Genomic DNA, 19,462 nt, shown 5'->3' with positions numbered 1-19,462 from the left:
CGACGCCATAGTCACAAACCCCCAAGGCGCGCGGTCCCCCAGGCGGAGGGATGTTCAGGGGCGGGCGGCGACGCCGCCGGGCGCGGTGTCGCGGGTCAGAGCGGTACGGTCGATGGACCGCTTGAGGATCTTCCCGGTAGGACCCTTGGGCAACGCGTCGACGAACCGGACGATGCGTGGGATCTTGTAGGCGGACAGCCGCTCTCGTGCCCAGCTCGACACCTCGGCGGCACCGAGCTCCGAACCGGGCCGGGCGGCGATGAGCGCTGCGACCTCCTCGCCGTAGTGCTCGTCGGGAACGCCGATCACGGCTGCCTCGAGGATGTCCGGATGCTCGTAGAGAGCTTCCTCGACCTCACCGGGGTAGACGTTGTAACCGCCCCGGATGATCAGGTCCTTGATGCGGTCTACGATGCGCAGGTCGCCGTCCGTGTCGGTTTCACCGAGGTCGCCGGTCCGGAACCAGCCGTCGGGCGAGACTGCCGCGGCGGTGTCCGCGGGGCGGTTCCAGTAGCCGCGCATCACCGTGGGTCCCTTGATGTGGACCTCGCCGACAATACCCGGCGGGCACTCGTTGCCGTCGTCGTCCCGCACCTGGACCTGCAGCCCCGGAACCGCCCTGCCGGTGTACCCGGTCTTGCCACCGCGGTCGACGTCGTTGAAGGTGCCGAACGCGGTGGTCTCGGTGAGCCCATATCCTTCGAGGATGGTGCAGCCGAAGCGAGCCTCGAAGGCCCGGGCGATCTCCCCGGGCAGCGACGCGCCGCCGGAGACGGCGACACGGAGACCGGCGAAGTCCGCCGGATTCGCATCGCCCGCCGCATGCAGCAGCGCGTTCCACATGGTCGGCACGCCGGCCACAATGGTGAGCCTGTCGCGGCGCAGCATCTCCAGCATCGACGCCGGGTCGAACCGGGCCAGCAACGACATCGAGCCACCCACGGTCAAGGTCGCCATCATGACCGACGCCTGGCCGAACACGTGAAACAACGGGAGTCCAGTGCCGGTACGGTCGGCGCTCGAGGCGCGGCTGCACTCGGCGCCGATCTCCCCGGCGGACAGCAGGTTCCCGACAGTGAGCTGGGCCCCCTTCGGCCGCCCTGTGGTGCCCGAGGTGTACAAGATGGCCGCGGTCTCGTCGCGGTCCCGGTCAACTACGGGGGCAGGGGTCGCACCGGTGACCGACGCGCCCGGCGACAGCGTCCAGAAGGGCACCTTGAGCACTGTGGCCGCCTCCGCGACGGCGGGGCCGAGGGCGTGCCATGCGATCGCCAATGAGCACCCGGCGTCGCCGAGGACGTACTCCACCTCGGCCCGGGTGCACATCGTGTTCACAGGCACCACGACACAGCCCGCGGCCTGAATCCCGAGGTAGGCCACCACGAACTCGGGCACCGACGGCACTGCGAGCAACACCCGGTCCCCGGGGGACAGGCCCGCGGCGGACAGGGCGCCCGCATACCGTACGCTCGCCTCACGCAGCTGAAGGTACGTCCACTGATCCCTGGCGCCGCGCAGCGCGATGGTGCCGGGAGTGGCGGCCGCGTGGCGGCACACTGGATCGAAAACGCTAGTCATGGGCGGTGCCTTCCGGGATGTGTGCAGGTGACGGTGCGGGTCTCAGGACGCCGAGCAGTGGACTTGGCCCGGACTCGACATCAAGTCCTCGGACGATGTGGCGGTATGACCGACCTCACGGCGCCAGGTGGGTCGATCGATCGATCAGACGGTGATCCCGAAGCGTTCGGCGAGTTGACGGCGAGTGTCGGCGGCACCGGTGTGCAATACGCCCCCGATCCCGATCCGTGCCGCTCCGTCGAGGTTCTGCTGCAGATCGTCGATCATGACTGCCTCCTCTGGGTGGATGCCGAGGCGTTCACATGCGATCACGTAAATCCGCCGGGAGGGCTTGCGGATCCCGACCTCGGCGGAGATGACGACCACGTCGGCAACGGCGGCGAGGTCGACACCGTCGTAGGTCCCGGTACCGAACGAGTTGGATACGAGCGCAACGGGATGACTGGCTGCTCGAAGATCACCAAGCAGCGCGAGCATGTCCCGGTCGATCGACATCCCCGCTTGCATCCGCGCCGTGAGCCCCTCGGCCGGTACGTCGGCACCGTGGACGCGGAGACGTTCGGCGAATCCTCGCTCGAAGGATTCGATGTCGATACGGCCGCACTCGTGGTCGGCCAGGAGGGTGCGTGATGGCTGGTCCCGGCCGAGGAGGTCTAGCGGCAGGCGCGGGTCGCCGCCGAGCGAGGCGCCGAACTGGGTGAAAGCCCGCAACACACTGGAGGTGATGACTCCGCCGAAGTCCACCAAGACCGCGGTTCGGGCCCTTTTCGCCACGTTGGACACGGTATCCACCTCTCTCTGGGTCGGTTTGCCGAGCTCAGGCGACCTCGAACAGTCCGGCTGCGCCCATTCCGCCGCCGACACACATCGAGATCACCACATACCGGACACCGCGGCGTTTGCCCTCGATAAGGGCATGTCCCACCAGCCGGGCACCGGTCATTCCGTACGGATGACCGACCGAGATCGCGCCGCCATTGACGTTGAACCGCTCCGGGTCGATATGTAGTTCGTCGCGGCAGTACAACGCCTGGGAAGCGAACGCCTCGTTGAGTTCCCACAGGCCGATGTCGTCGATGGTGAGGTTGTGCTGCTTCAGCAGTTTCGGAATGGCGAACACCGGGCCGATGCCCATCTCGTCCGGCCCGCAACCGGCAACGGCCATGCCCCGGTAGACGCCGAGCGGCTCCAGTCCGCGGCGCTCGGCTTCCCTGGACTCCATCAGCACCGACGCAGAAGCCCCGTCCGACAACTGCGAGGAGTTGCCCGCCGTCACGCTGGAAAGCGAGGTCACCTGACCGTCCGGCAGCACCGGCGCCAATCCAGCCAGGCCCTCGAGTGTGGTCGACGCGCGGTTGCCCTCATCCCGGGTGAGGGTCACAGCCTCGTCCCGCACCTGTCCGGACCGCTTCTCGAGGACCTTCTTGACGCTGTTGAGCGCGACGATCTCCTGGTCGAACCGGCCGGCCTCCTGGGCCGCTGCGGTGCGCTGCTGCGACTTCAGCGCGAACTCGTCCTGGCGTTCCCGGCTCACGCCGTAGCGTTCGGCGACGATCTCTGCCGTGTGCAACATCGGCATGTAGATACTCGGCTTGTGCTCGACCAGCCAGGGATCCGCCATGCGGTGGGTGTTCATGTGGTCGTTCTGCACCAAGGAGATCGACTCAACACCGCCGCCGACAGCGACCTGCATGCCGTCGCCGACGATCTGCCTGGCAGCCGCCGCGATGGCCATCAGGCCCGACGAGCACTGCCGGTCGATCGCCATCCCGGACACACTGTCCGGAAGTCCCGCACGGAGAACGGCCTGGCGGGCGACGTTGACACCCGAGGACCCCTGCTGCACGGCGCAGCCGAAGATCACATCATCGATTTCGCCCCCCTCGAGCCCGGCGCGCCGCACCGCGTGAGAGAGCGCATGTGCGGCGAGTTCCTGCGCCTGGGTGTCGTTGAACGCACCGCGGTAAGCCTTTCCGATCGGCGTCCGTGCCGTCGAAACGATGACTGCTTCCCTCATGTCACCTCACTGCTTCCTGTTGGTCCGGTTCGGTCGTCAGCCGGGCTCGATACCGCTGGGCGGTGCCGAACGCCAACTCGGGCACTGTGAGCAGCCTTGACCGTCTCCTCCGCCTATGCATGCCAGCGCATGCCCGCAGGGGTGACGAGACCGGCGCCTCGGTCGGTTATAGTTGAACCTGACGTCATGTTCAAGCAGGCGGGTTCGGAAACCATGGCGGTGCAGGGCCTGGCACGGAGCGCACCCGGTCGCGCCGCCGCTGATGCCCTAGGCCATTCGAACACCGACACCTTCGATGGTCCGGCCGCCGTACTGTTCCAGGTCGAGCTGGCCTTTGAGTGTGTCGCTCACCGACCAGATCAGTTGCCGCACCGCCTTGAGCAAGGCCCGGTCGGGCCGTGGCCAAGTGCGGTTCAGGCGACCGCCGTCTTCCGTGAAAGCCAGTTGCTGGACAACCTCGGCCTCCGCTGATACCGCTCAAGCACCCCGGGCACCCACTCCCCAATCGTGTGACGGCAGCCGTGCGTGGGCCAGACCTGCGTACGCGTGCACGGACGGCAACGAGGACACCAGCGCCGCTCCGTCACCACCGGGAGCGAGACAGGGCCGATGTTTGAAAGACCTCTAATACGCGCGACCCGGGTTGAGGATGCCCTCGGGGTCGAAGACGGCCTTGATGCCGGTCATCAGCTCCCGCTCGGCGGGAGCGAGTTGCGCGTCGAGGTAGGGCGTCTTGAGCGAGCCCACGCCGTGCTCGCCGCTGATCGTGCCGCCGAGCGCGAGCGCGGCGGCCACGATGTCGTCGAACGCGGCACGGGCACGATCTGCAGCGTCGCGGTCGGTGGCGTCGTAGACGATGGTCGGATGCAGGTTGCCGTCGGCGGCGTGGCCGAAGGTGCCGACCACCACGCCGTGGTCGGCAGCAGTTCGCTCGATCGCGCAAAGCAATCGGGGAAGGTCCTGGACCGTGACGCCGACGTCGTCGAGCAGCGTGGTGCCCAATCTCTCCAGCGCCGGGTACACCGTTCGTCTTGCCTGCATGAACATCTCGCCTTCCGTCGGGTCGGCGGTGTGCAGCACCTCGGTGGCGCCGCCGGCTTCAGCCAGCCTGGCACAGGTGGCGGCTTCCTGATCGGCGGACGGCCCGTCACACTGGATGAGCAGGAGGGCCCCGGCCGCCTCGTCCAACCCCATGTGTGTCAGGCGATTGACGGCGCGAATGCAGGTGCGGTCCATCAGCTCCACGGCCGTTGGGTCGGCGACCGCCGCGATGTGCAGCACGGTGTCGACTGCATGTTGGGGTGTCGGGAACGCCGCCACTGCGGTCGCGGTGGCCGTCGGGAACGGTCGCAGTCGCACGGTGGCGTCCACGATCACCGCGAGGGTGCCTTCGGAGCCGACGAGGAGTCGGGTGAGGTCGAGCCCGGTGACGTTCTTGCGCGTCGGCGGACCGGTACGAATCACGCGGCCATCGGCGAGTACGGCCGTCAGCGCGGCGACATGGTCAGCGGTGACCCCATACTTGGCGCAGCACATGCCGCCTGCGTTGGTCGCCAGGTTGCCGCCGATGGTGGAGATCGCCTTGCTGCCTGGGTCCGGCGGATACCACAGGCCGTGCTCGCGGGCGCGGGCGTCGAGATCGCCGGTGACCACGCCCGCCTCGACGGTTGCCGTCCGGCCGGCCACGTCAAGGGCCAGGATCCGGTCCATCGCGGCGACCGAGAGTACGACGCAACCGTCGATCGCATTGGCCGCGCCAGCCAGCCCGGTGCCGGCCCCCCGCGTCACCACCGGGGCGCGATGGTCGCCGGCAGTGCACAGTGTGGCGATCACGTCATCGGTCGAGCGGGCACGTACCACCGCCGCCGGGAGCCCCGCGGGAGCCAACAGGCACTGGTCACGGCGGTAGGCCTCCATCGCGTCCCGGTCGGTGACCACCCGGCCCGGGAGCGCGGCAGCGAGGGCGGCGGCGACGTCCGCGACAACCTCGGTCACGGTGTCTCCGGCTCGTAGAAGCCGCGGACGTGAGCCACGACCAGCTCGGCGGCCAGGTCGGACTCGCCCGCGTCCAGCGCGTCGACGATCGCCTGGTGCTCGGCCAGCAGACGTGCGAGCACCGTGCCCCGATCGGTCACCGCGGCGAGCGCGTCGAGCAGGTAGCCGGCAATGCAGTCGCGCAGCACGCCGATGACGAACCCCAGCGCCTGATTACCGCCGGCGTAGGCGAGTTGCACGTGGAAGTCCACGTCAGCGGCGTGGAAGGTATGGATGTCGGTGTTCTCCACCGCTGCTGCCATGGTCACCAGGCAGGACCGAGCAGCATCGGGCACAGAGGTGGTCTGCCGTATCGCCTCCGCCTCCAGCAGCATGCGCAGCGCCACCAGGTCGCCCAGCGGGATCGCGCCGACTTGCAACGCCGTGCTCAGCGCCAGGCCCGCCGCACCCGCCGTGCGCTCGTGGGTGACGCGCGGACGCGCGGTGGAGACGGTATCCGCGCCGCTGATCAGACCGTGCGCCTGCAACACCCTGAGTGCCTCGCGGATGGTGGACCGCCCGACACCGAAGGACTGGGCGAGTTCGGTCTCTGTGGGCAGCTCGGTGTCGGCGGGGAAGGTGCCGTCGAGGACGGCCGCCCGCAGGCGCTGAGCCACGTCCAGACTCAGAGGCACGCGCGATACCGGAGAGATCGTCATGCGGCACACGATAGCTTCTTGTCTGCTTGTCGGACAAACAGCTATCGTGCTTCTCGCTGTGCCTCAGGACACAGAGGCCCTGGCCTCAAAGACGCGGAAATCAGGTGGCGCCATGACCGACAAGCTCGAGCTCGACCCGGCCAAGACCGCGATCGTGCTCATCGAGTACCAGAACGAGTTCACCAGCGACGGCGGCGTGCTGCACGGGGCGGTCGCCGACGTCATGCAGCGCACCGGCATGCTTGCCAACACCATCGCCGTGGTCGGCACCGCCCGGCGGGCCGGAGTGTCGATCATGCACGCGCCCATCACGTTCGCGGAAGGCTACGGCGAGCTGACCCGACACCCCTACGGCATCCTCAAGGGCGTGGTGGACGGGAAGGCGTTCGTGAAGGACACGTGGGGCGCGGCCATCGTCGACGAGCTGACTCCAGCGAATGGGGACATCGTCATCGAGGGCAAGCGCGGGCTCGACACCTTCGCCAGCACGAACCTCGATTTCATCCTTCGCAGCAAGGGCATCGACACGATCATCCTCGGCGGCTTCCTCACCAACTGCTGCGTGGAGTCGACCATGCGCACCGGCTACGAGCACGGCTTCCGGGTGATCACCCTGACCGACTGCGTCGCCGCCACCTCGCAGGAGGAGCACGACAACGCCATCTCCTACGACTTCCCGATGTTTTCGCTGCCGATGACCTCTGCCGACGTCATCGCCGCCCTGTAGTCCCTCCGTCGGCGCCCTGGTGCGCCAGCAGTTGACATCGCCTGGAGCCAACGACACGAGGCCCACCGGCGGCCCCGCTCCAGGCGGTGGCGGGTGATGGTGGAGCGGTCGACACCGAACAGCAGCCCCAGCACCGAGCGCGGGAGATCGTGCCGCAGGTGGATGAGGGTGGCCACCATTCGGTCGACGAAGACCAGCTGATGTCGGGCTCCGGCTCCCGCAGCCCGCCTCCTCGGCCTTCCCCGTGCCTCGTGACGGCGACCTTCGACACCGGCCTGCCACGGCTGAGCCAACTCCTCGATCAGGCACGCCAGATGACGCCGCGAGATCCCCGTGAACAGCCGATGTGCCAGGACCGTCCGATTGACCGTGATCGCCACAAGCGGATCATGCCACCCACCAGCGGCAACGCTTCACCCACTATCACGCACCAACTCGTTAGGGCAGTGGCGGCGGGGTCATGTTCTGGGTGCCGAGGACGGTCAGCAGTTGGAGCTTGTGGGCTGCTTCGCTGCCGGGTGCAGCTGTGTAGACGACGATGCGCAGGTCGGCGCCGTGTACCGACAGCACGTCGCAGTCGAGTTCGACTTCGCCGACGTGTGGATGGTCGACGGTCTTCCGTTCGCTATTGTGGTGCGCGACGGTGGAGCCTTCCCACAGGCGCGCGAATTCGGGGCTCGATCTCCGCAGCGTGCCGATCATGTCCGTCAGTTCCCGGTCGGCCGGATAGCGCGCTGCGGTGTCGCGCAGGTCGGCGATGAGCGATGCCTTGTGCTCGTCCGGGTGCGGGTGTCGCACGCGCCCCGTGTCGTTGTGGAAGGCTCGCCACACGATGTTCGCCGACCGGCCGCCGCGCCAGTCGTCGCCGGTCAGCGCGGCCCACGGATCATTGTGCTGGATGAGGGTCCAGGCCGCGTCGAAGACGGCGATCGGGGTGTCGGTCAGGCGGTCGAGCAGGCGCTGCACGCCGGGGCCGATGTGCTGCGGCACCAGTCCGCCCGATTGGGCGGCGTGTCCCGCCAGGCGGCAGGCCAGTTCGTATTCGGCCTCCGACAGGCGCAGCGTTCGTGCGAGCGCGCGCAGGATGGCCAGGCTGGGGTGCGCGCGGCCTTGTTCGAGGCGTTTGACGTAGTCGGGTGAGACGCCGGCGAGCCAGGCGACCTCTTCGCGGCGCAGTCCCGCGGTCTTGCGCGTGCCCGGTCTAAAGGGCAGGCCCACGTCTTGCGGCTGGAGACGGGCACGCCAGGAGCGCAACAACGTCGCCAGATCCGGTCCTTCGTTCACAGCTGCATTGTCGGTGCTCACCGCTTCATTGTTCGACGCGCCGCCGGCTGCTGGGTGGCCCGATGAGGGCCACGATGCCCCCGCTCTCGCGGCCCAGACTCGATCTGGCTGCGAGAGGAAGGAAGCCAGGGATGAACACCCCCACTGCAGGCGCCCCCGTCGCGCTGGTCACGGGCGCCAACAAGGGCATCGGCCTGGAGACGGCGCGGCGTCTGGTCGAGGCGGGCTACCGTGTCTACCTCACCGCCCGTAACCCCGAACTGGGCAAGAGGGCCGCCGACGAGGTCGGCGCACAGTTCCTCGAACTGGACGTGACCTCTGATGCGTCGGTCGATCATGGCGCAGTAATTGTCGAGCAGACCGACGGCCACCTCGATGTGCTGATCAACAACGCGGGCATCACCGGTCCCCTGGTCGAAGCCAAGGACTACACCGCGGACGATGCCACGACGGTGTTGCTGACCAACGTCGTCGGCTACGTCCGCATGATCCACGCGTTCCTGCCGCTGCTCGGACGCTCCACGGACCCCCGCATCGTCAACGTCAGCAGTGGCCTGGGATCGTTCGGCCTCTTCCACGACGAGAGCCGGATCGAATCGCGCTTCGGCTCTCCGCTCTACGGCGCAGCGAAGGCGGCGATCAACATGCTCACCGCCCGGTACGCACGGCTGCTGCCGCACATCCGCGTCAACACTGCGGACCCCGGAATGACCGCCACCGACCTCAGCGGCGGTCAGGGCCACTCGGTCCACGACGGCACCGACGCCATTGTCGCTTTCGCCCTCAGCGCACCCGGCGGCCCGACGGGCACCTTCGCCGATCGCGACGGCGAACTGCCCTGGTAATCACCACCACCCCGAAAGGAACGCACATGTATCTCATCACCGGAGCCACAGGCAACGTCGGCGGCCCGCTCGCGCGGCAGCTGCACGAACAGGGTCACCCCGTCCGGGTGCTCGTGCGCGACCCCGCCCGAGCGGCCGCCCTGCCGGCCGGGATCGAACGCGTCGTCGGCGATCTCGACAACCCCGATGACGTGGCCACCGCCGTCAAGGGCGTGGACGCTGTCTTCCTCATGCAGGTGGGCAGCGGGACCCAGCAGACCCAGATCGTGATCGACGCCGTGCGCAACGCCGGCAACACCAGGATCGTCCTGCTGTCCTCGGTCGGTGCACGGCTGATGCCGATCAGCGACAATCCCGTCATCGGCGGAGCCCTCGCGGCGCGCGAGGACCTCCTGCGCGCCTCCGGGCTCGACGTCACCTATCTGCGCCCCAACGGCTTCGCGTCCAATGCCCTGTGGTGGCTGGACGGCATCCGCGCCGGCAAGGTCGTCGACCCCACCGGGGAGGGCCGCCTGGCGGTCATCGACCCCGAGGACATCGCCCGCTGCGCCGCCGTCGTGCTCACCGAGGACGGGCACGTCGGCAAGGGCTACACCCTGACCGGGCCTGAAGCGCTCACCTCTCGCGAGCAGGTGGCCATGATCGCTGAGGTGACCGGCCGGACCATCGAGTTCCAGGACATCACTCCGCGCGAGTTCGCCCAGACGCAGATCGCCAACGGCGTACCCGCCGAGCAAGCGCAGGCACTGGAGTACCTGAACACGGTGTTCCGCAAGGGGCGCTCCGCCTACGTCACAGACGACGTGCAGAACCTCACGGGCCGGGCACCCGGGACGTTCCGCGCCTGGTGCGAACGCAACGCCGACGCCTTGCGCTGATTCAAGCTCCCGTGGACCAGGCACCCAGCCACCGAGGTCAGCACTTCACGCCAGAATCGTATTGCGGGCCTCGACACCACACAGGTGGCTGTGACTAGCCCAGTCCTGTCGCCTTACCCTCCAAGCCCGAGGCGGCCGCAGGTCCCGTCCTGCGGTCGCGTCTAGGAAACGGGCGAAACCACACGCATTTTCATGGCCCCGGGCGGGTTGGGCTGCGGCGTCTCGGCCGATTCGGGCAGCGAGAGCTCGCGCCTCAGGGCGAGATCAGCACGCTCGCCGGCCACAACGCTCAACTTGAGGAGGCATCGGCCGTCTCGGCGATCAACGGGAACCGTCGTGCCAGTCCAGCCAGAACGGCTGGGAGGCGATCTGCACCACGGCGGGATCGAAGTCCATGAGCACGAGACGGTGCCGCTCCAACCACGACTCGAAGCCGACGTGCTGCCAGTCGTCGCCGATCAGTACCAGCCTGGGAAAGGGCCCGAACCTCTCGACCACAGAAACAGCCGTACCGGAACCACTCCGCGAACCTGACCATCGCACGGACCAGCAGGGGACACCGCCGACGCCTGCCTGCCTGCGGCATCCACGCACGACACCTCGACGTACGGCACGGTCCCGTCCGTCCGACCACCTTTACGCGCGCGGATACACCCGGGGAGAGCCGCAGCGGAGGGAACCGGCACGGGATCCGCGAGTCCGCCAGGTCCAGTTCGACTTCGTCGTCTCACGCGTCGACATCGTCTCGCCGAGCGAGGTCATCGCCCGGCAGGCGAGCAAATTGCTCGCCACGATCGGCCTGCACGGCCACAAGTACGCCCGCATCTCCAGCATGGACAAGGGGGCACGGTGCCTGCCCGGGCGGTCGCCTCCCCGCTAGGCACACCGAGCCGCGCACCGCGCCATCGAAACCCGCCGCCCAGCCCAGACGGCATACAGGTACGGGGGCAGATAGCCTGCCGATGGGCCTCAGACCGACTTGGTCTCTCCACCGTCAACGCGGATGTTCTGTCCGGTCATATAGGCCGACTCCTCGCCCGCCAGGAAGCGTACGATCCGAGCGGCCTCCGCGGTACTCTGCGCTCGGCGCAGCGGGATGCCGCTCGTCCACTCGGCCGGGACCACACCGGGGTCGTCCTTGGTCAGCCCGGTGAGGACGTTGTTCATCCGGATGCCCTGCGGGCCGTACTCGTTGGCGTACAGCTTGGTGAAGGAGGCCAGCGCCGCTCGCATCGTCACCGACACGGGGAACATCGGGCCGGGCTCGAAGACGCCCGCGGTGGAGATGTTCACGATCGCGCCGCCGCCGGAGGCGACCAGGTGGGGCGTCACGAGGCGGGCCATGCGCACGACGTTCAGCAGGTAGAGGTCGACGCCCTCGGACCATTGCTCGTCCGTGATCTCGAGCACCGGGCCGCGTGCCGCGTGACCGCTGCTGTTGACGACCGCGTCGACCCGGCCGTACCGCGAAACGGCGAGGTCGACGCATGCCCGAAGGTCCTCCACGCTGGTGTTCGAGCCGTCCAGGCCAACACCACCGAGCGATTCGGCCAGGGCTCGGGCCCGGCCCGACGGCGACATCGCGACCACCCGGTAGCCGTTCGCGGCGAACTCCCGCACGCACGCGGCGCCGATTCCGGATCCGCCGCCGACGACGATGGCGACCTTCTCGGACTCGGACGAGGGGATCTCAGTCATGCGCGTACTCCTTCAGGCGGGTGGCGACCAGGGACTCCATGGCGTCGGCGGCCAGCTCGGCGTACCGGGCGAAGTCGGTGTCGTCGCCGGCGGCCGCGGCCACGCGGAAGCCGTCGGTGAGCGCTCGCCCCATGACAGCCATGTCGTACACCAGCTCATCCGCGACCTCGTCCGGTACCTCCGGGAACGAGGCCCGCAGCCGGGCGGAGACGAACTCGAACATCTCCTTGCGGATGGCGAGGTACCGCTGCCGCGCGAGGTTGTCCTCCAGGCGCCGCTCGAACGCGAAGACGAGGCCGATGCTCCAGAACGCGGCGGCCGGCTCGGCCAGGCTCGCGGAGGCCGCGGCCGACTCGCTGATGCTGTGCCGCAGCAGGTCGCGCATGCCGCCGACGGACGTGTTGGCCTGCTTCCACACCTCGAAGCAGTAGTCGAGCAGCTCGACGAAGAGCTGCTCCTTGTTCTGGAAGTGCCAGTAGACGGATCCGATCGGCAGACCGGACGCGCGTGCGACGTCGGCCATGGTGGTGCCCTCGTACCCGGCCTCGACCGCCCGTGAGAGCACGGCCTCGAGAATCGCCCGCTTGGACTCCTCGGAAGCCCGGTGGGCCTTCCGTTTGGCGGCCATGAATCCCCCTTGCTGCTTCGGACTGCAGTTCTACCAAATCTCACATCGGCTCTTGACGCCGACCGTGGTCGCCAGTCACTGTAACCCCCATCTAGAACCTAGAACCTAGATTCTAGATTTTGGTGGCGACCGCGGCCCGGGATGCGGTCCCCCGACTCCGCGGGCGGCAATGTCGCCGGTCCGCGCGAATCTCGACTCAGAGAGGCCGCACATGAAGGTCACCGACGAAGTCGTTCAAGGGAAGATGAGCGGACTTCAGATCCGCGCAGTCGTCATCGCGATCGCCCTTGTCGTGCTCGATGGCTACGACGTCTCGCTCACCTCGTTCGCCGCCCCGTACATCGGACAGGGCTTCGGGGTCTCGAAGGCCCAGCTCGGACTCGTCATGTCCGGAGCCCTGATCGGCATGCTCATCGGCTCGATCTTCGTCGCGCCGATCGCCGACCGCATCGGCCGACGCAAGATGGGCGTCATCTCCACGGTCACCATCGCGATCGGCATGCTCATCGGCCCGTTCGCCACGCCGGAGACCGGGACCGGCCCCCTCGTCGTCAGCCGCATCGTCACCGGCGTCGGCATCGGCTCCCTGGTGGCCGTGGTCGGCGTCATCCTCGCCGAGTACACGGGCAAGCGTGTGTACTCCCTGGTGATGGCCATATACGCCGCCGCGATCAACATCGGCGGGCTGCTCGGCTCACTGATCGTGGGGCCGATGCTGGGTGCGCGCGGCTGGCAGTTCGGCTGGTGGGTCGGGTTCGCCCTGAGCGCGATCGCCGCGATCGCCACGTTCGCCTTCCTCCCCGAATCGCTCGCCTGGCTCTCCGAGGGCCGGCGCCCCGACTCGCTGCGGCGGCTCAACGCGCTCCGGACGAAGATGAACCGCCCCGCACTCGAAGCGCTCCCGGAGTCGGACTCGACGAGCGTCAGGGCGAAGGGCACGCTGCGCACCGTGTTCACCGGCCGGACCGGCTTCTACACGCTGCTGATGATCGTCGGGTACGTCGCGTACATGCTCAGTTTCTACTTCATGACGAACTGGGCACCGAGCGCCGTCGCGGACGCCCATCACAACCCGGCGCTCGCCCCGCAGCTCGTCACCGCCTTCAGCGTCGGCGGCATCCTCGGCAACGTCCTCTTCGGCTACCTCGGCGGCAAGCTCAACGTCCGCCTCCTCACCCCGGTCTTCCTGGTCCTGGCCACCGCCACCCTGTCGCTGTTCGGCATCGCGGGACCGGGGATGCCGACCGCCTGGTGGACCCTGTTTACGGCGTCGTTCTTCGTCTGCGCGGGCACCGCCGCCTTCTACGCGATCGTCCCGACGCTGTACCCGACGCTGGCCCGCTCGACCGGTTTCGGTGTCGTCATCGGCGTCGGCCGGTTCGGCGGCATCGCGGCGCCGATCGTCGGCGGCGCGGCCTTCGACGCCGGCATGGGGATGGGGACGGCCTTCACCCTCTTCGCGCTGCCCATGCTCCTCGCCGGCATCTGCGTCCTGGCCCTGCACGTGGGCCTGCGCCGCTCCGACACACCCGAGGCAGCGCCGCGCGTGCTCACCGGCACGTCCGCGTAGCAGCCGTTCACCACCACGGGCAATCCGCCACTTCCGAGAAAGAGAGTTACCCCATGCCGCTGGCCGTCGCAGCGCTCTCCCATGCGCCGTCCTTCGGCAATGTCGACCCGGGCGGGGAGACGTTCGCCGAGATCAATGCCGCCATCGACGAGGTCAGGGGGTTCGTCGCCGACTACGACCCCGACCTGGTCGTGGTCTTCGGGCCCGACCACTTCAACGGCCAGCTCTACTCCCTGATCACCCCGTGGGTGATCGGCGCGGTCGCCGAGGGCATCGGTGACTACGGCACCACCGCGGGACCGCTCCCCGTCGACGGCAAGGCCGCCCGGGCCTTCCACACGGCAGTGCTGGGCGAGGGCATCGACATCGGGCGCAGCGAGCGGATGACGGTCGACCACGGCGTGGTCCAGCCCCTCGACTTCGTGTTCGGGAAGAACTTCACGCAGCCGATCGTGCCGGTGTTCGTGAACGCGATCGGCCTGCCGCTGTCGCCGATGCGGCGGGTGCGGCTGATGGGCGAGGCGTTCGGCCGGGCCGCCCGGGCGATGGACAAGAAGGTGCTGTTCCTCGCCTCGGGAGGCATCTCCCACAGCCCGCCGATCCCCCGCTGGGACGGCGCCCCCGACACCGTGCACGAGCGCCTGGTCGCCTACGCCCCCTCGCCCGAGGAGCGGCACGAGCGTGAGCAGATGATCGTCAAGGGCATCCAGGCGATCGCCGACGGCAAGGCGCCGAGCGACCCGCTGAACGAGGAGTGGGACACCCTCGTACTCGATGTGCTCCGCTCCGGCGACCTGAGCACGGTCGACGGCTGGGAGAACGGCTGGTTCATGGCGGAGGGCGGCTCGGCCGCGCACGAGATGCGCAGCTGGATCGCCGCGTACGCGGCGCTGTCGACCGCCGGCCCGTACCGCCTTTGCGTCGACCACTACTGGCCGGTCGAGAAGTGGGGCGCCGGCTTCGCGATCCAGGCGGCGGTGACCGTATGAGCCGGGCGGGAGAGACGCGCTTCGCGACCTTCTGGGAGGAGATCGCGGACCTGGAGCACACGCTGCGGTACGTGGACGCGGGCGGCTACCGCACCCGTGTCCTCGACTTCACCGGAGCGGGCCCCGACGCGCAGACGGTGGTCCTCGCCAACGGCACCAGCGGTCACATCGAGGCGTGGACGCAGAACGTCCGCGCGCTCGTCGAGGCGGGCTTCCGGGTGATCGGCTACGACTACCCCGGCCACGGGTACACCTCGCTGTCCGACCACCCCCTGGAGATCCGCGACTACGAGGAGCACCTGCTCGCGCTGCTGGACGCACTGGAACTCGAGCGCGTGCACCTCGCCGGTGAGTCGCTCGGCGGCTGGCTCGCCCTGAAGTTCGCGCCGAAGCACCCCGAGCGGCTGCGCACGGTGATCCTGTCCGCACCTGGCGGGCGGATGATCGGCGAACCGCAGCTGGACAGGACGCAGTCGGTGAGCACCCAGGCGGTGAGCGAGCCGACCTTCGACAACGTCAAGAAGCGTCTCCAGGTCGTCATCCACGATCCGGAGAAGATCACCGACGAGCTGGTGCGCGTCCGCCAGGCGATCTACGCCCGCGACGGTTTCAGCATGGAGTACGTGTCCGCCCTGCGGGAGCCGGAGCGGCGGTGGCGAAACCGGGTGACGGACGACGACTTCGCGGCGGTCCCGGTCCCGGCCCTGATGGTGTGGACCGACAACGAGCCGACCGGCGACGAGGCCGAGGGCGAGCGCCTGTGCGGGCTGCTCCCGGACGGCGAGTTCCTGCTGATCCGCGGTGCCGCGCACTGGCCGCAGTGGGAGGGAGCCGCGGAGTTCAACGCCGCGGCGGTCGCCTTCCTGAAGAAACATGCCTGACGAAAGGACCGCCGTGAGCGTCACCCAGGAGACCATCAACCGGATCGCGCGCGAGCTGTTCGAGGCCAAGCGCGATGTGTACACCGTGCCGTACGTGAGCCCCCGGCTGCCCGAGCGCGATCTCGACGCGGCCTACGCCATCTCCGCCGAGTTCGCCGCCCTGCGCGAACGCGAGCTGGGCGTGCGGCGGGTGGGCCGGAAGGTTGGTCTGACCAATCCTCTGGTACAGGCGCGGGTGGGTATCTCCGAGCCCGACTACGGCGTCATCCACGACGACATGGTGCACCCCTCGGGGACTCGCCTGCCGCTGTCCCGGTACAACCGCCTGCTGATCGAGGCCGAGGTCGCGTTCGTGCTCAAGAGCGACATCCTCACCGCCACCCGCGAGGCCGTCGAGGCCGCCATCGACTACGTGACCCCCGCGTTCGAGGTCGTCGACTTCCGCTACGACGGGTCGGTCGGGCAGATCGTCGACACCATCGCCGACAACGCCGGATGCAGCGGAGTCGTCCTCGGCGAGGAGCGGCACCCGTACGGCGAAGTCGACCTGACCGAGGTGGAGATGGTCATCACCGGCGGCGGCACCGAGATCACCCGGGGCGTCGGCAGCAACGTGCTGGAGGACCCCGTCAACGCGGTGATCTGGCTGGCCGAGACGGCGATCCGCACCGGCGAGCCGCTGCGCGCCGGCGAGGTGCTGCTGTCCGGGTCCATCGGCTACATCGAGCCGTGGCCCGCCGACGTCGAGTGCGTCGCCACCATCACCGGACTCGGTCGCGTCGTCGCGACCGCGGATTCGAAAGGCTGAACATGAGCGACTACCGCCCCGTCGACGCCGTCACCCGCGTCGAGATCGAGCAGCTCGTCGCCGAGATGCTGTACCGCCTCGACCACAACCGGGCGGACACCACCTGGGAGCTGTACACCGAGGACGGCGTGTCCGTCGGCCCCATGGGTGACATGGACCGCGAGGCCATGAAGGCATGGGGTGCCAGGCGCGCCCAGCAGACCGACATCGTCGGACGGCACTTCATCGGCGGGATCCGCCTGGTGTGGGACGGCGACGAGGTCGAGGGAACGGTGCAGTACCTGACGTTCCGCGACACCAACGAGCCGCAGACGCAGCCCGCCTCGGTCGGCGAGTTCCGCGAGCGGTACCGCAAGGTCGACGGTCAGTGGCGGTTCGCCCGCCGCGAGATCGTGCCGGTCTTCGGCGGCAATGCGGCCGCGGCGCACGCCGCACGGCTGGCCGGTCGGGAAGGGACGGCACGGTGAAGCAGTCAGCGCCAGGCGGCGCCGGTCCCGTCCTGTTCCACCAGTCGCTCCCGTCCTTCGCGATGCCCGAATGGGCGGCGGCAGCCGGATACGACGGGGTGATCCTCGACCTCCAGCACGGCGAGCTGGGACTGGAGACGGCCTGCGGGATCCTGCGCTCGATTCCGCGGGACAACGCCTACACATACGCGCGCGTGGGCTCCCTCGATCCCGGCCCCATCCTGCGGCTGCTAGACAGCGGGGCCCGCGGCATCGTCGCGCCCACCGTCGAGTCCCGGTCCCAGACCGAGGCCCTGGTCGCCGCCACCAAGTACCCGCCCCTCGGGGGCCGCAGCCTGGGTCCCTCCAGGCCGGCGCTCTACCCGGGTGACGTGTACACCGAGGCCGGCAACCAGGCGGTGTCCGCCATCGCCCAGATCGAGACGAAGGCCGGCGTCGACCGTGCAGAGGAGATCATCTCGACGCCGGGCCTGGACTCGGTCTACATCGGGCCGGCCGACCTGGCCGTCTCCCACGGTCTGCCCGGACGCGGCGACTGGGAGGACGGCCCCGTACGCGAGGCGATCGCGTACCTGCGCGAGGTGACGACCGCGCACGGCGTCACCCTCGGCATCTACTCCGGCCAACCGGCGTACGCGGCCGGCCTGTTCGCCGACGACCTCGTCGACTACGTGGGCCTCGGCATCGATCTCGTCCTGCTGAACCGCGCGTTCGGCGACACCATCGCCGCGCTGGGCTCGGCACGATCCACTGGGAGCAACTCATGACCACCGCTTGCGACGTCCTCGTCGTCGGTGCGGGCCCCGTCGGCCTGACCCTGGCCAACCTGCTCGGACAGCAGGGCGTCGACGTCCTGGTCGTCGAGCGGGAGCACGAACTCATCGACTACCCGCGGGCCGTGGGCATCGACGACGAGGCCCTGCGCGCGATGCAGACCGCGGGCCTGGTCGAGGAGGTGCTTCCGCACACGATCCCCGACCAGAAGATCTACATGGTCAACGGGGACCGCATGATCCTCTCCGAAGTGAACCCGACGACGCGCGAGTTCGGCTGGCCGCGGCGCAACGGCTTCGTGCAGCCACTGGTCGACCAGGTGCTGCTCGCCGGCCTGGAACGCTTCCCGAACGCCACCGCACGGTTCGGTACCGAGGTCACCGACCTGGTCGAGGACGCGGACGGCGTGCTCGCCACCCTCGCGGACGGCGGCACGGTGCGGGCGCGGTACGTGGTCGCCGCCGAGGGCGGGGCCTCCCCCACCCGCAAGCGCCTGGGCATCTCCTTCGAGGGCGAGACACGGCCCAGCGACGGCATCGTGATCGACGTCGCCAACGACCCGATCGGCACACCGCACGCCGTCTTCGGCGGCGACCCGGCCCGCAGCTATGCCTCCATCGCGCTGCCGCACGGCATCCGGCGCTGGGAGTTCACGCTCTTCGAGGACGAGACCGCCGACGTCGTCGACGACGACGCGTACATCTTCGGCCTGCTGGCACCGCACGTGCCGGACCCGGCCAAGCTCGACATCATCCGGCGGCGCGTCTACCGGCACCACGCCCGTATCGCGGGGCGTTTCCGGCACGGGCGGATCTTCCTCGCCGGCGACGCCGCCCATGTCATGCCGGTCGTCGGCGGCCAGGGCTGGAACTCGGGGATCCGTGACGCCTTCAACCTCGGCTGGAAGCTGGCCACCGTCGTCAAGGGCCTGTCGGCCGACGGTCTGCTGGACACGTACGAGACCGAACGGCTCGGCCACGTCACGCAGATGGTGGCCGTCTCCCTCGGCATGGCGAAGGAGATGACCGACCACGATCCGGTCAAGGCCGCCGAGCGCGACCGGATCGCCGCCAACCGCACCCCCGAGGAGCGGGAGGCGCAAAAGCGGCAGGCGTTCAAGCCCCAGCCGAAGTTCGACCGGGGCGTCGTGGTGCACACACCGCTGCCGGAGTTCAAGACGCTGCCGGCCCGCGACGTACCGCGGCTCGCCGGCTCGATCTTCCCGCAGCCGCAGGCCACCGACGCGGACGGCGTGCAGATGCTGCTCGACGACGCCACCGGGCAGGGCTGGCGGGTGATCACCTGGAACAACGACCCGGCGGCCTTCCTGTCGGCGGAGCGGCTCGCCGTGCTCGACCGCCTCGGCGCCCGCCTCGTGCAGGTCGTGCCGAAGGCGCAGCTGCCGTGGGCCCGCAAGCAGGCCACCGCCGGCGTCACCGTCGTCGGCGACCTCGGCGGCGAGTCGAGCCTGCAGGCCTGGTTCGACGCCCGCCCCGTCGGCGCCGTCGTCGTCCGCCCCGACCATGTGATCGCCGCCGAGTGCCTCGCCCAGGAACTCGACGACGTGCTCGGCAAGGTCTTCGAGGCCGCCTGCGTCGCGTGATCCGGCATGTCCCCGAGAGAAC

18 protein-coding genes and 4 pseudogenes are annotated in these 19,462 nt (G+C 69.0%); 11 read left to right on the top strand and 11 right to left on the bottom strand.

All coding sequences use genetic code 11. From position 1 onward, the window contains the following. Nucleotides 1-54: 54 nt before the first annotated feature. From AB0I54_RS42645 to AB0I54_RS42620, 6 genes and pseudogenes are all read right to left on the bottom strand, one after another. Entirely contained in the window at nt 55-1,578 is a 1,524-nt protein-coding gene (locus AB0I54_RS42645; RefSeq protein ID WP_363301756.1) for an AMP-binding protein, read from the bottom strand. Between the two features lie 144 nt (nt 1,579-1,722). Beyond that, nucleotides 1,723-2,442, bottom strand: a complete 720-nt coding sequence (locus AB0I54_RS42640) for an HAD family phosphatase (RefSeq protein WP_363301755.1) — start codon at nt 2,440-2,442, stop codon at nt 1,723-1,725. Further along, on the bottom strand, nt 2,396-3,595 hold the full coding sequence (locus AB0I54_RS42635) for an acetyl-CoA C-acyltransferase (RefSeq protein WP_363301754.1): 1,200 nt from the start codon (nt 3,593-3,595) through the stop codon (nt 2,396-2,398). The genes AB0I54_RS42640 and AB0I54_RS42635 overlap by 47 nt, the downstream gene beginning before the upstream one ends. A gap of 270 nt (nt 3,596-3,865) precedes the next feature. Beyond that, a pseudogene (locus tag AB0I54_RS42630) lies at nt 3,866-3,967 on the bottom strand (IS982 family transposase); the annotation flags it as partial. Between the two features lie 252 nt (nt 3,968-4,219). Beyond that, complete coding sequence (locus AB0I54_RS42625; RefSeq protein ID WP_363301753.1) at nt 4,220-5,590, bottom strand: FAD-linked oxidase C-terminal domain-containing protein; 1,371 nt, start codon at nt 5,588-5,590, stop codon at nt 4,220-4,222. Beyond that, nucleotides 5,587-6,288, bottom strand: a complete 702-nt coding sequence (locus AB0I54_RS42620; protein ID WP_363301752.1) for an FCD domain-containing protein — start codon at nt 6,286-6,288, stop codon at nt 5,587-5,589. The genes AB0I54_RS42625 and AB0I54_RS42620 overlap by 4 nt, the downstream gene beginning before the upstream one ends. Before the next feature lie 112 nt (nt 6,289-6,400). Here AB0I54_RS42620 and AB0I54_RS42615 point away from each other — a divergent pair, with 112 nt between their 5' ends. Further along, nucleotides 6,401-7,015 carry a cysteine hydrolase gene (locus tag AB0I54_RS42615; RefSeq protein WP_363301751.1) on the top strand — a complete coding sequence of 205 codons (615 nt, stop codon included), beginning with the start codon at nt 6,401-6,403 and terminating at the stop codon, nt 7,013-7,015. 92 nt (nt 7,016-7,107) lie between these two features. Here AB0I54_RS42615 and AB0I54_RS42610 read toward each other — a convergent pair. Next, nucleotides 7,108-7,395, bottom strand: a pseudogene (locus tag AB0I54_RS42610) (transposase family protein); the annotation flags it as partial. Nucleotides 7,396-7,453: 58 nt separating this feature from the next. Next, nucleotides 7,454-8,320, bottom strand: coding sequence for a helix-turn-helix domain-containing protein (locus AB0I54_RS42605; protein WP_363301750.1), 867 nt, complete (start codon nt 8,318-8,320; stop codon nt 7,454-7,456). Nucleotides 8,321-8,430: 110 nt separating this feature from the next. Between AB0I54_RS42605 and AB0I54_RS42600 the strand changes: the two genes are divergently transcribed. Together AB0I54_RS42600 and AB0I54_RS42595 are read left to right on the top strand one after the other, a co-directional pair. Next, nucleotides 8,431-9,144: an SDR family NAD(P)-dependent oxidoreductase gene (locus AB0I54_RS42600; RefSeq protein WP_363301749.1), complete on the top strand. Its 714-nt coding sequence runs from the start codon at nt 8,431-8,433 to the stop codon at nt 9,142-9,144. Between the two features lie 26 nt (nt 9,145-9,170). Continuing rightward, nucleotides 9,171-10,022 (top strand): SDR family oxidoreductase, encoded by an 852-nt coding sequence (locus AB0I54_RS42595; protein ID WP_363301748.1) that lies wholly within the window; start codon nt 9,171-9,173, stop codon nt 10,020-10,022. A 324-nt stretch (nt 10,023-10,346) separates the two neighbouring features. Here the strand turns inward: AB0I54_RS42595 and AB0I54_RS42590 are convergent. Continuing rightward, nucleotides 10,347-10,582: pseudogene (locus AB0I54_RS42590) on the bottom strand (hypothetical protein); the annotation flags it as partial. A 122-nt stretch (nt 10,583-10,704) separates the two neighbouring features. On the opposite strand from AB0I54_RS42590, the pseudogene AB0I54_RS42585 reads away from it, so the two are divergent. Continuing rightward, nucleotides 10,705-10,842, top strand: a pseudogene (locus AB0I54_RS42585) (DNA-binding protein); the annotation flags it as partial. Between the two features lie 149 nt (nt 10,843-10,991). Here the strand turns inward: AB0I54_RS42585 and AB0I54_RS42580 are convergent. Continuing rightward, complete coding sequence (locus tag AB0I54_RS42580) at nt 10,992-11,720, bottom strand: SDR family oxidoreductase (RefSeq protein ID WP_363301747.1); 729 nt, start codon at nt 11,718-11,720, stop codon at nt 10,992-10,994. Further along, a complete protein-coding gene (locus AB0I54_RS42575; RefSeq protein ID WP_363301746.1) occupies nt 11,713-12,348 on the bottom strand; it encodes a TetR family transcriptional regulator in 636 nt (211 codons plus the stop codon). The genes AB0I54_RS42580 and AB0I54_RS42575 overlap by 8 nt, the downstream gene beginning before the upstream one ends. A 211-nt stretch (nt 12,349-12,559) precedes the next feature. On the opposite strand from AB0I54_RS42575, the gene AB0I54_RS42570 reads away from it, so the two are divergent. Genes AB0I54_RS42570 through AB0I54_RS42540 form a run of 7 tightly spaced genes read left to right on the top strand, consistent with a single transcriptional unit; the run spans nt 12,560 to nt 19,440 of the window. Continuing rightward, the gene (locus AB0I54_RS42570; protein ID WP_363301745.1) at nt 12,560-13,918 is read left to right on the top strand and encodes an MFS transporter; all 1,359 of its coding nucleotides are present in this window, start codon (nt 12,560-12,562) and stop codon (nt 13,916-13,918) included. A gap of 53 nt (nt 13,919-13,971) precedes the next feature. Beyond that, complete coding sequence (locus tag AB0I54_RS42565) at nt 13,972-14,907, top strand: 3-carboxyethylcatechol 2,3-dioxygenase (RefSeq protein WP_363301744.1); 936 nt, start codon at nt 13,972-13,974, stop codon at nt 14,905-14,907. Further along, entirely contained in the window at nt 14,904-15,788 is an 885-nt protein-coding gene (locus AB0I54_RS42560) for an alpha/beta fold hydrolase (RefSeq protein ID WP_363301743.1), read from the top strand. Before AB0I54_RS42565 ends, AB0I54_RS42560 begins: the two co-directional genes overlap by 4 nt. Nucleotides 15,789-15,801: 13 nt before the next feature. Beyond that, nucleotides 15,802-16,596 carry a fumarylacetoacetate hydrolase family protein gene (locus AB0I54_RS42555; protein WP_363301742.1) on the top strand — a complete coding sequence of 265 codons (795 nt, stop codon included), beginning with the start codon at nt 15,802-15,804 and terminating at the stop codon, nt 16,594-16,596. A gap of 2 nt (nt 16,597-16,598) precedes the next feature. Next, on the top strand, nt 16,599-17,063 hold the full coding sequence (locus tag AB0I54_RS42550) for a nuclear transport factor 2 family protein (RefSeq protein WP_363301741.1): 465 nt from the start codon (nt 16,599-16,601) through the stop codon (nt 17,061-17,063). Beyond that, nucleotides 17,060-17,830, top strand: coding sequence for an aldolase/citrate lyase family protein (locus tag AB0I54_RS42545; protein WP_363301740.1), 771 nt, complete (start codon nt 17,060-17,062; stop codon nt 17,828-17,830). The genes AB0I54_RS42550 and AB0I54_RS42545 overlap by 4 nt, the downstream gene beginning before the upstream one ends. Next, on the top strand, nt 17,827-19,440 hold the full coding sequence (locus AB0I54_RS42540; protein ID WP_363301739.1) for a bifunctional 3-(3-hydroxy-phenyl)propionate/3-hydroxycinnamic acid hydroxylase: 1,614 nt from the start codon (nt 17,827-17,829) through the stop codon (nt 19,438-19,440). Before AB0I54_RS42545 ends, AB0I54_RS42540 begins: the two co-directional genes overlap by 4 nt. Nucleotides 19,441-19,462 lie beyond the last annotated feature (22 nt).

The organism is Streptomyces sp. NPDC050625 (assembly GCF_040654755.1).
Lineage (GTDB): Bacteria > Actinomycetota > Actinomycetes > Streptomycetales > Streptomycetaceae > Streptomyces.
Note: the sequence above shows the minus strand (reverse complement) of the source record. Positions and strands in the feature narration are given on the sequence as shown.

Bases quoted from the DNA above. Each gene is read 5' to 3' on its own strand.
- AB0I54_RS42620 (WP_363301752.1), bottom strand. From the start codon at position 6,288: ATGACGATCTCTCCGGTATCGCGCGTGCCTCTGAGTCTGGACGTGGCT.
- AB0I54_RS42615 (WP_363301751.1), top strand. From the start codon at position 6,401: ATGACCGACAAGCTCGAGCTCGACCCGGCCAAGACCGCGATCGTGCTC.
- AB0I54_RS42575 (WP_363301746.1), bottom strand. From the start codon at position 12,348: ATGGCCGCCAAACGGAAGGCCCACCGGGCTTCCGAGGAGTCCAAGCGG.
- AB0I54_RS42560 (WP_363301743.1), top strand. From the start codon at position 14,904: ATGAGCCGGGCGGGAGAGACGCGCTTCGCGACCTTCTGGGAGGAGATC.
- AB0I54_RS42595 (WP_363301748.1), top strand. From the start codon at position 9,171: ATGTATCTCATCACCGGAGCCACAGGCAACGTCGGCGGCCCGCTCGCG.
- AB0I54_RS42635 (WP_363301754.1), bottom strand. From the start codon at position 3,595: ATGAGGGAAGCAGTCATCGTTTCGACGGCACGGACGCCGATCGGAAAG.
- AB0I54_RS42580 (WP_363301747.1), bottom strand. From the start codon at position 11,720: ATGACTGAGATCCCCTCGTCCGAGTCCGAGAAGGTCGCCATCGTCGTC.
- AB0I54_RS42540 (WP_363301739.1), top strand. From the start codon at position 17,827: ATGACCACCGCTTGCGACGTCCTCGTCGTCGGTGCGGGCCCCGTCGGC.
- AB0I54_RS42570 (WP_363301745.1), top strand. From the start codon at position 12,560: ATGAAGGTCACCGACGAAGTCGTTCAAGGGAAGATGAGCGGACTTCAG.
- AB0I54_RS42565 (WP_363301744.1), top strand. From the start codon at position 13,972: ATGCCGCTGGCCGTCGCAGCGCTCTCCCATGCGCCGTCCTTCGGCAAT.
- AB0I54_RS42600 (WP_363301749.1), top strand. From the start codon at position 8,431: ATGAACACCCCCACTGCAGGCGCCCCCGTCGCGCTGGTCACGGGCGCC.
- AB0I54_RS42645 (WP_363301756.1), bottom strand. From the start codon at position 1,578: ATGACTAGCGTTTTCGATCCAGTGTGCCGCCACGCGGCCGCCACTCCC.
- AB0I54_RS42550 (WP_363301741.1), top strand. From the start codon at position 16,599: ATGAGCGACTACCGCCCCGTCGACGCCGTCACCCGCGTCGAGATCGAG.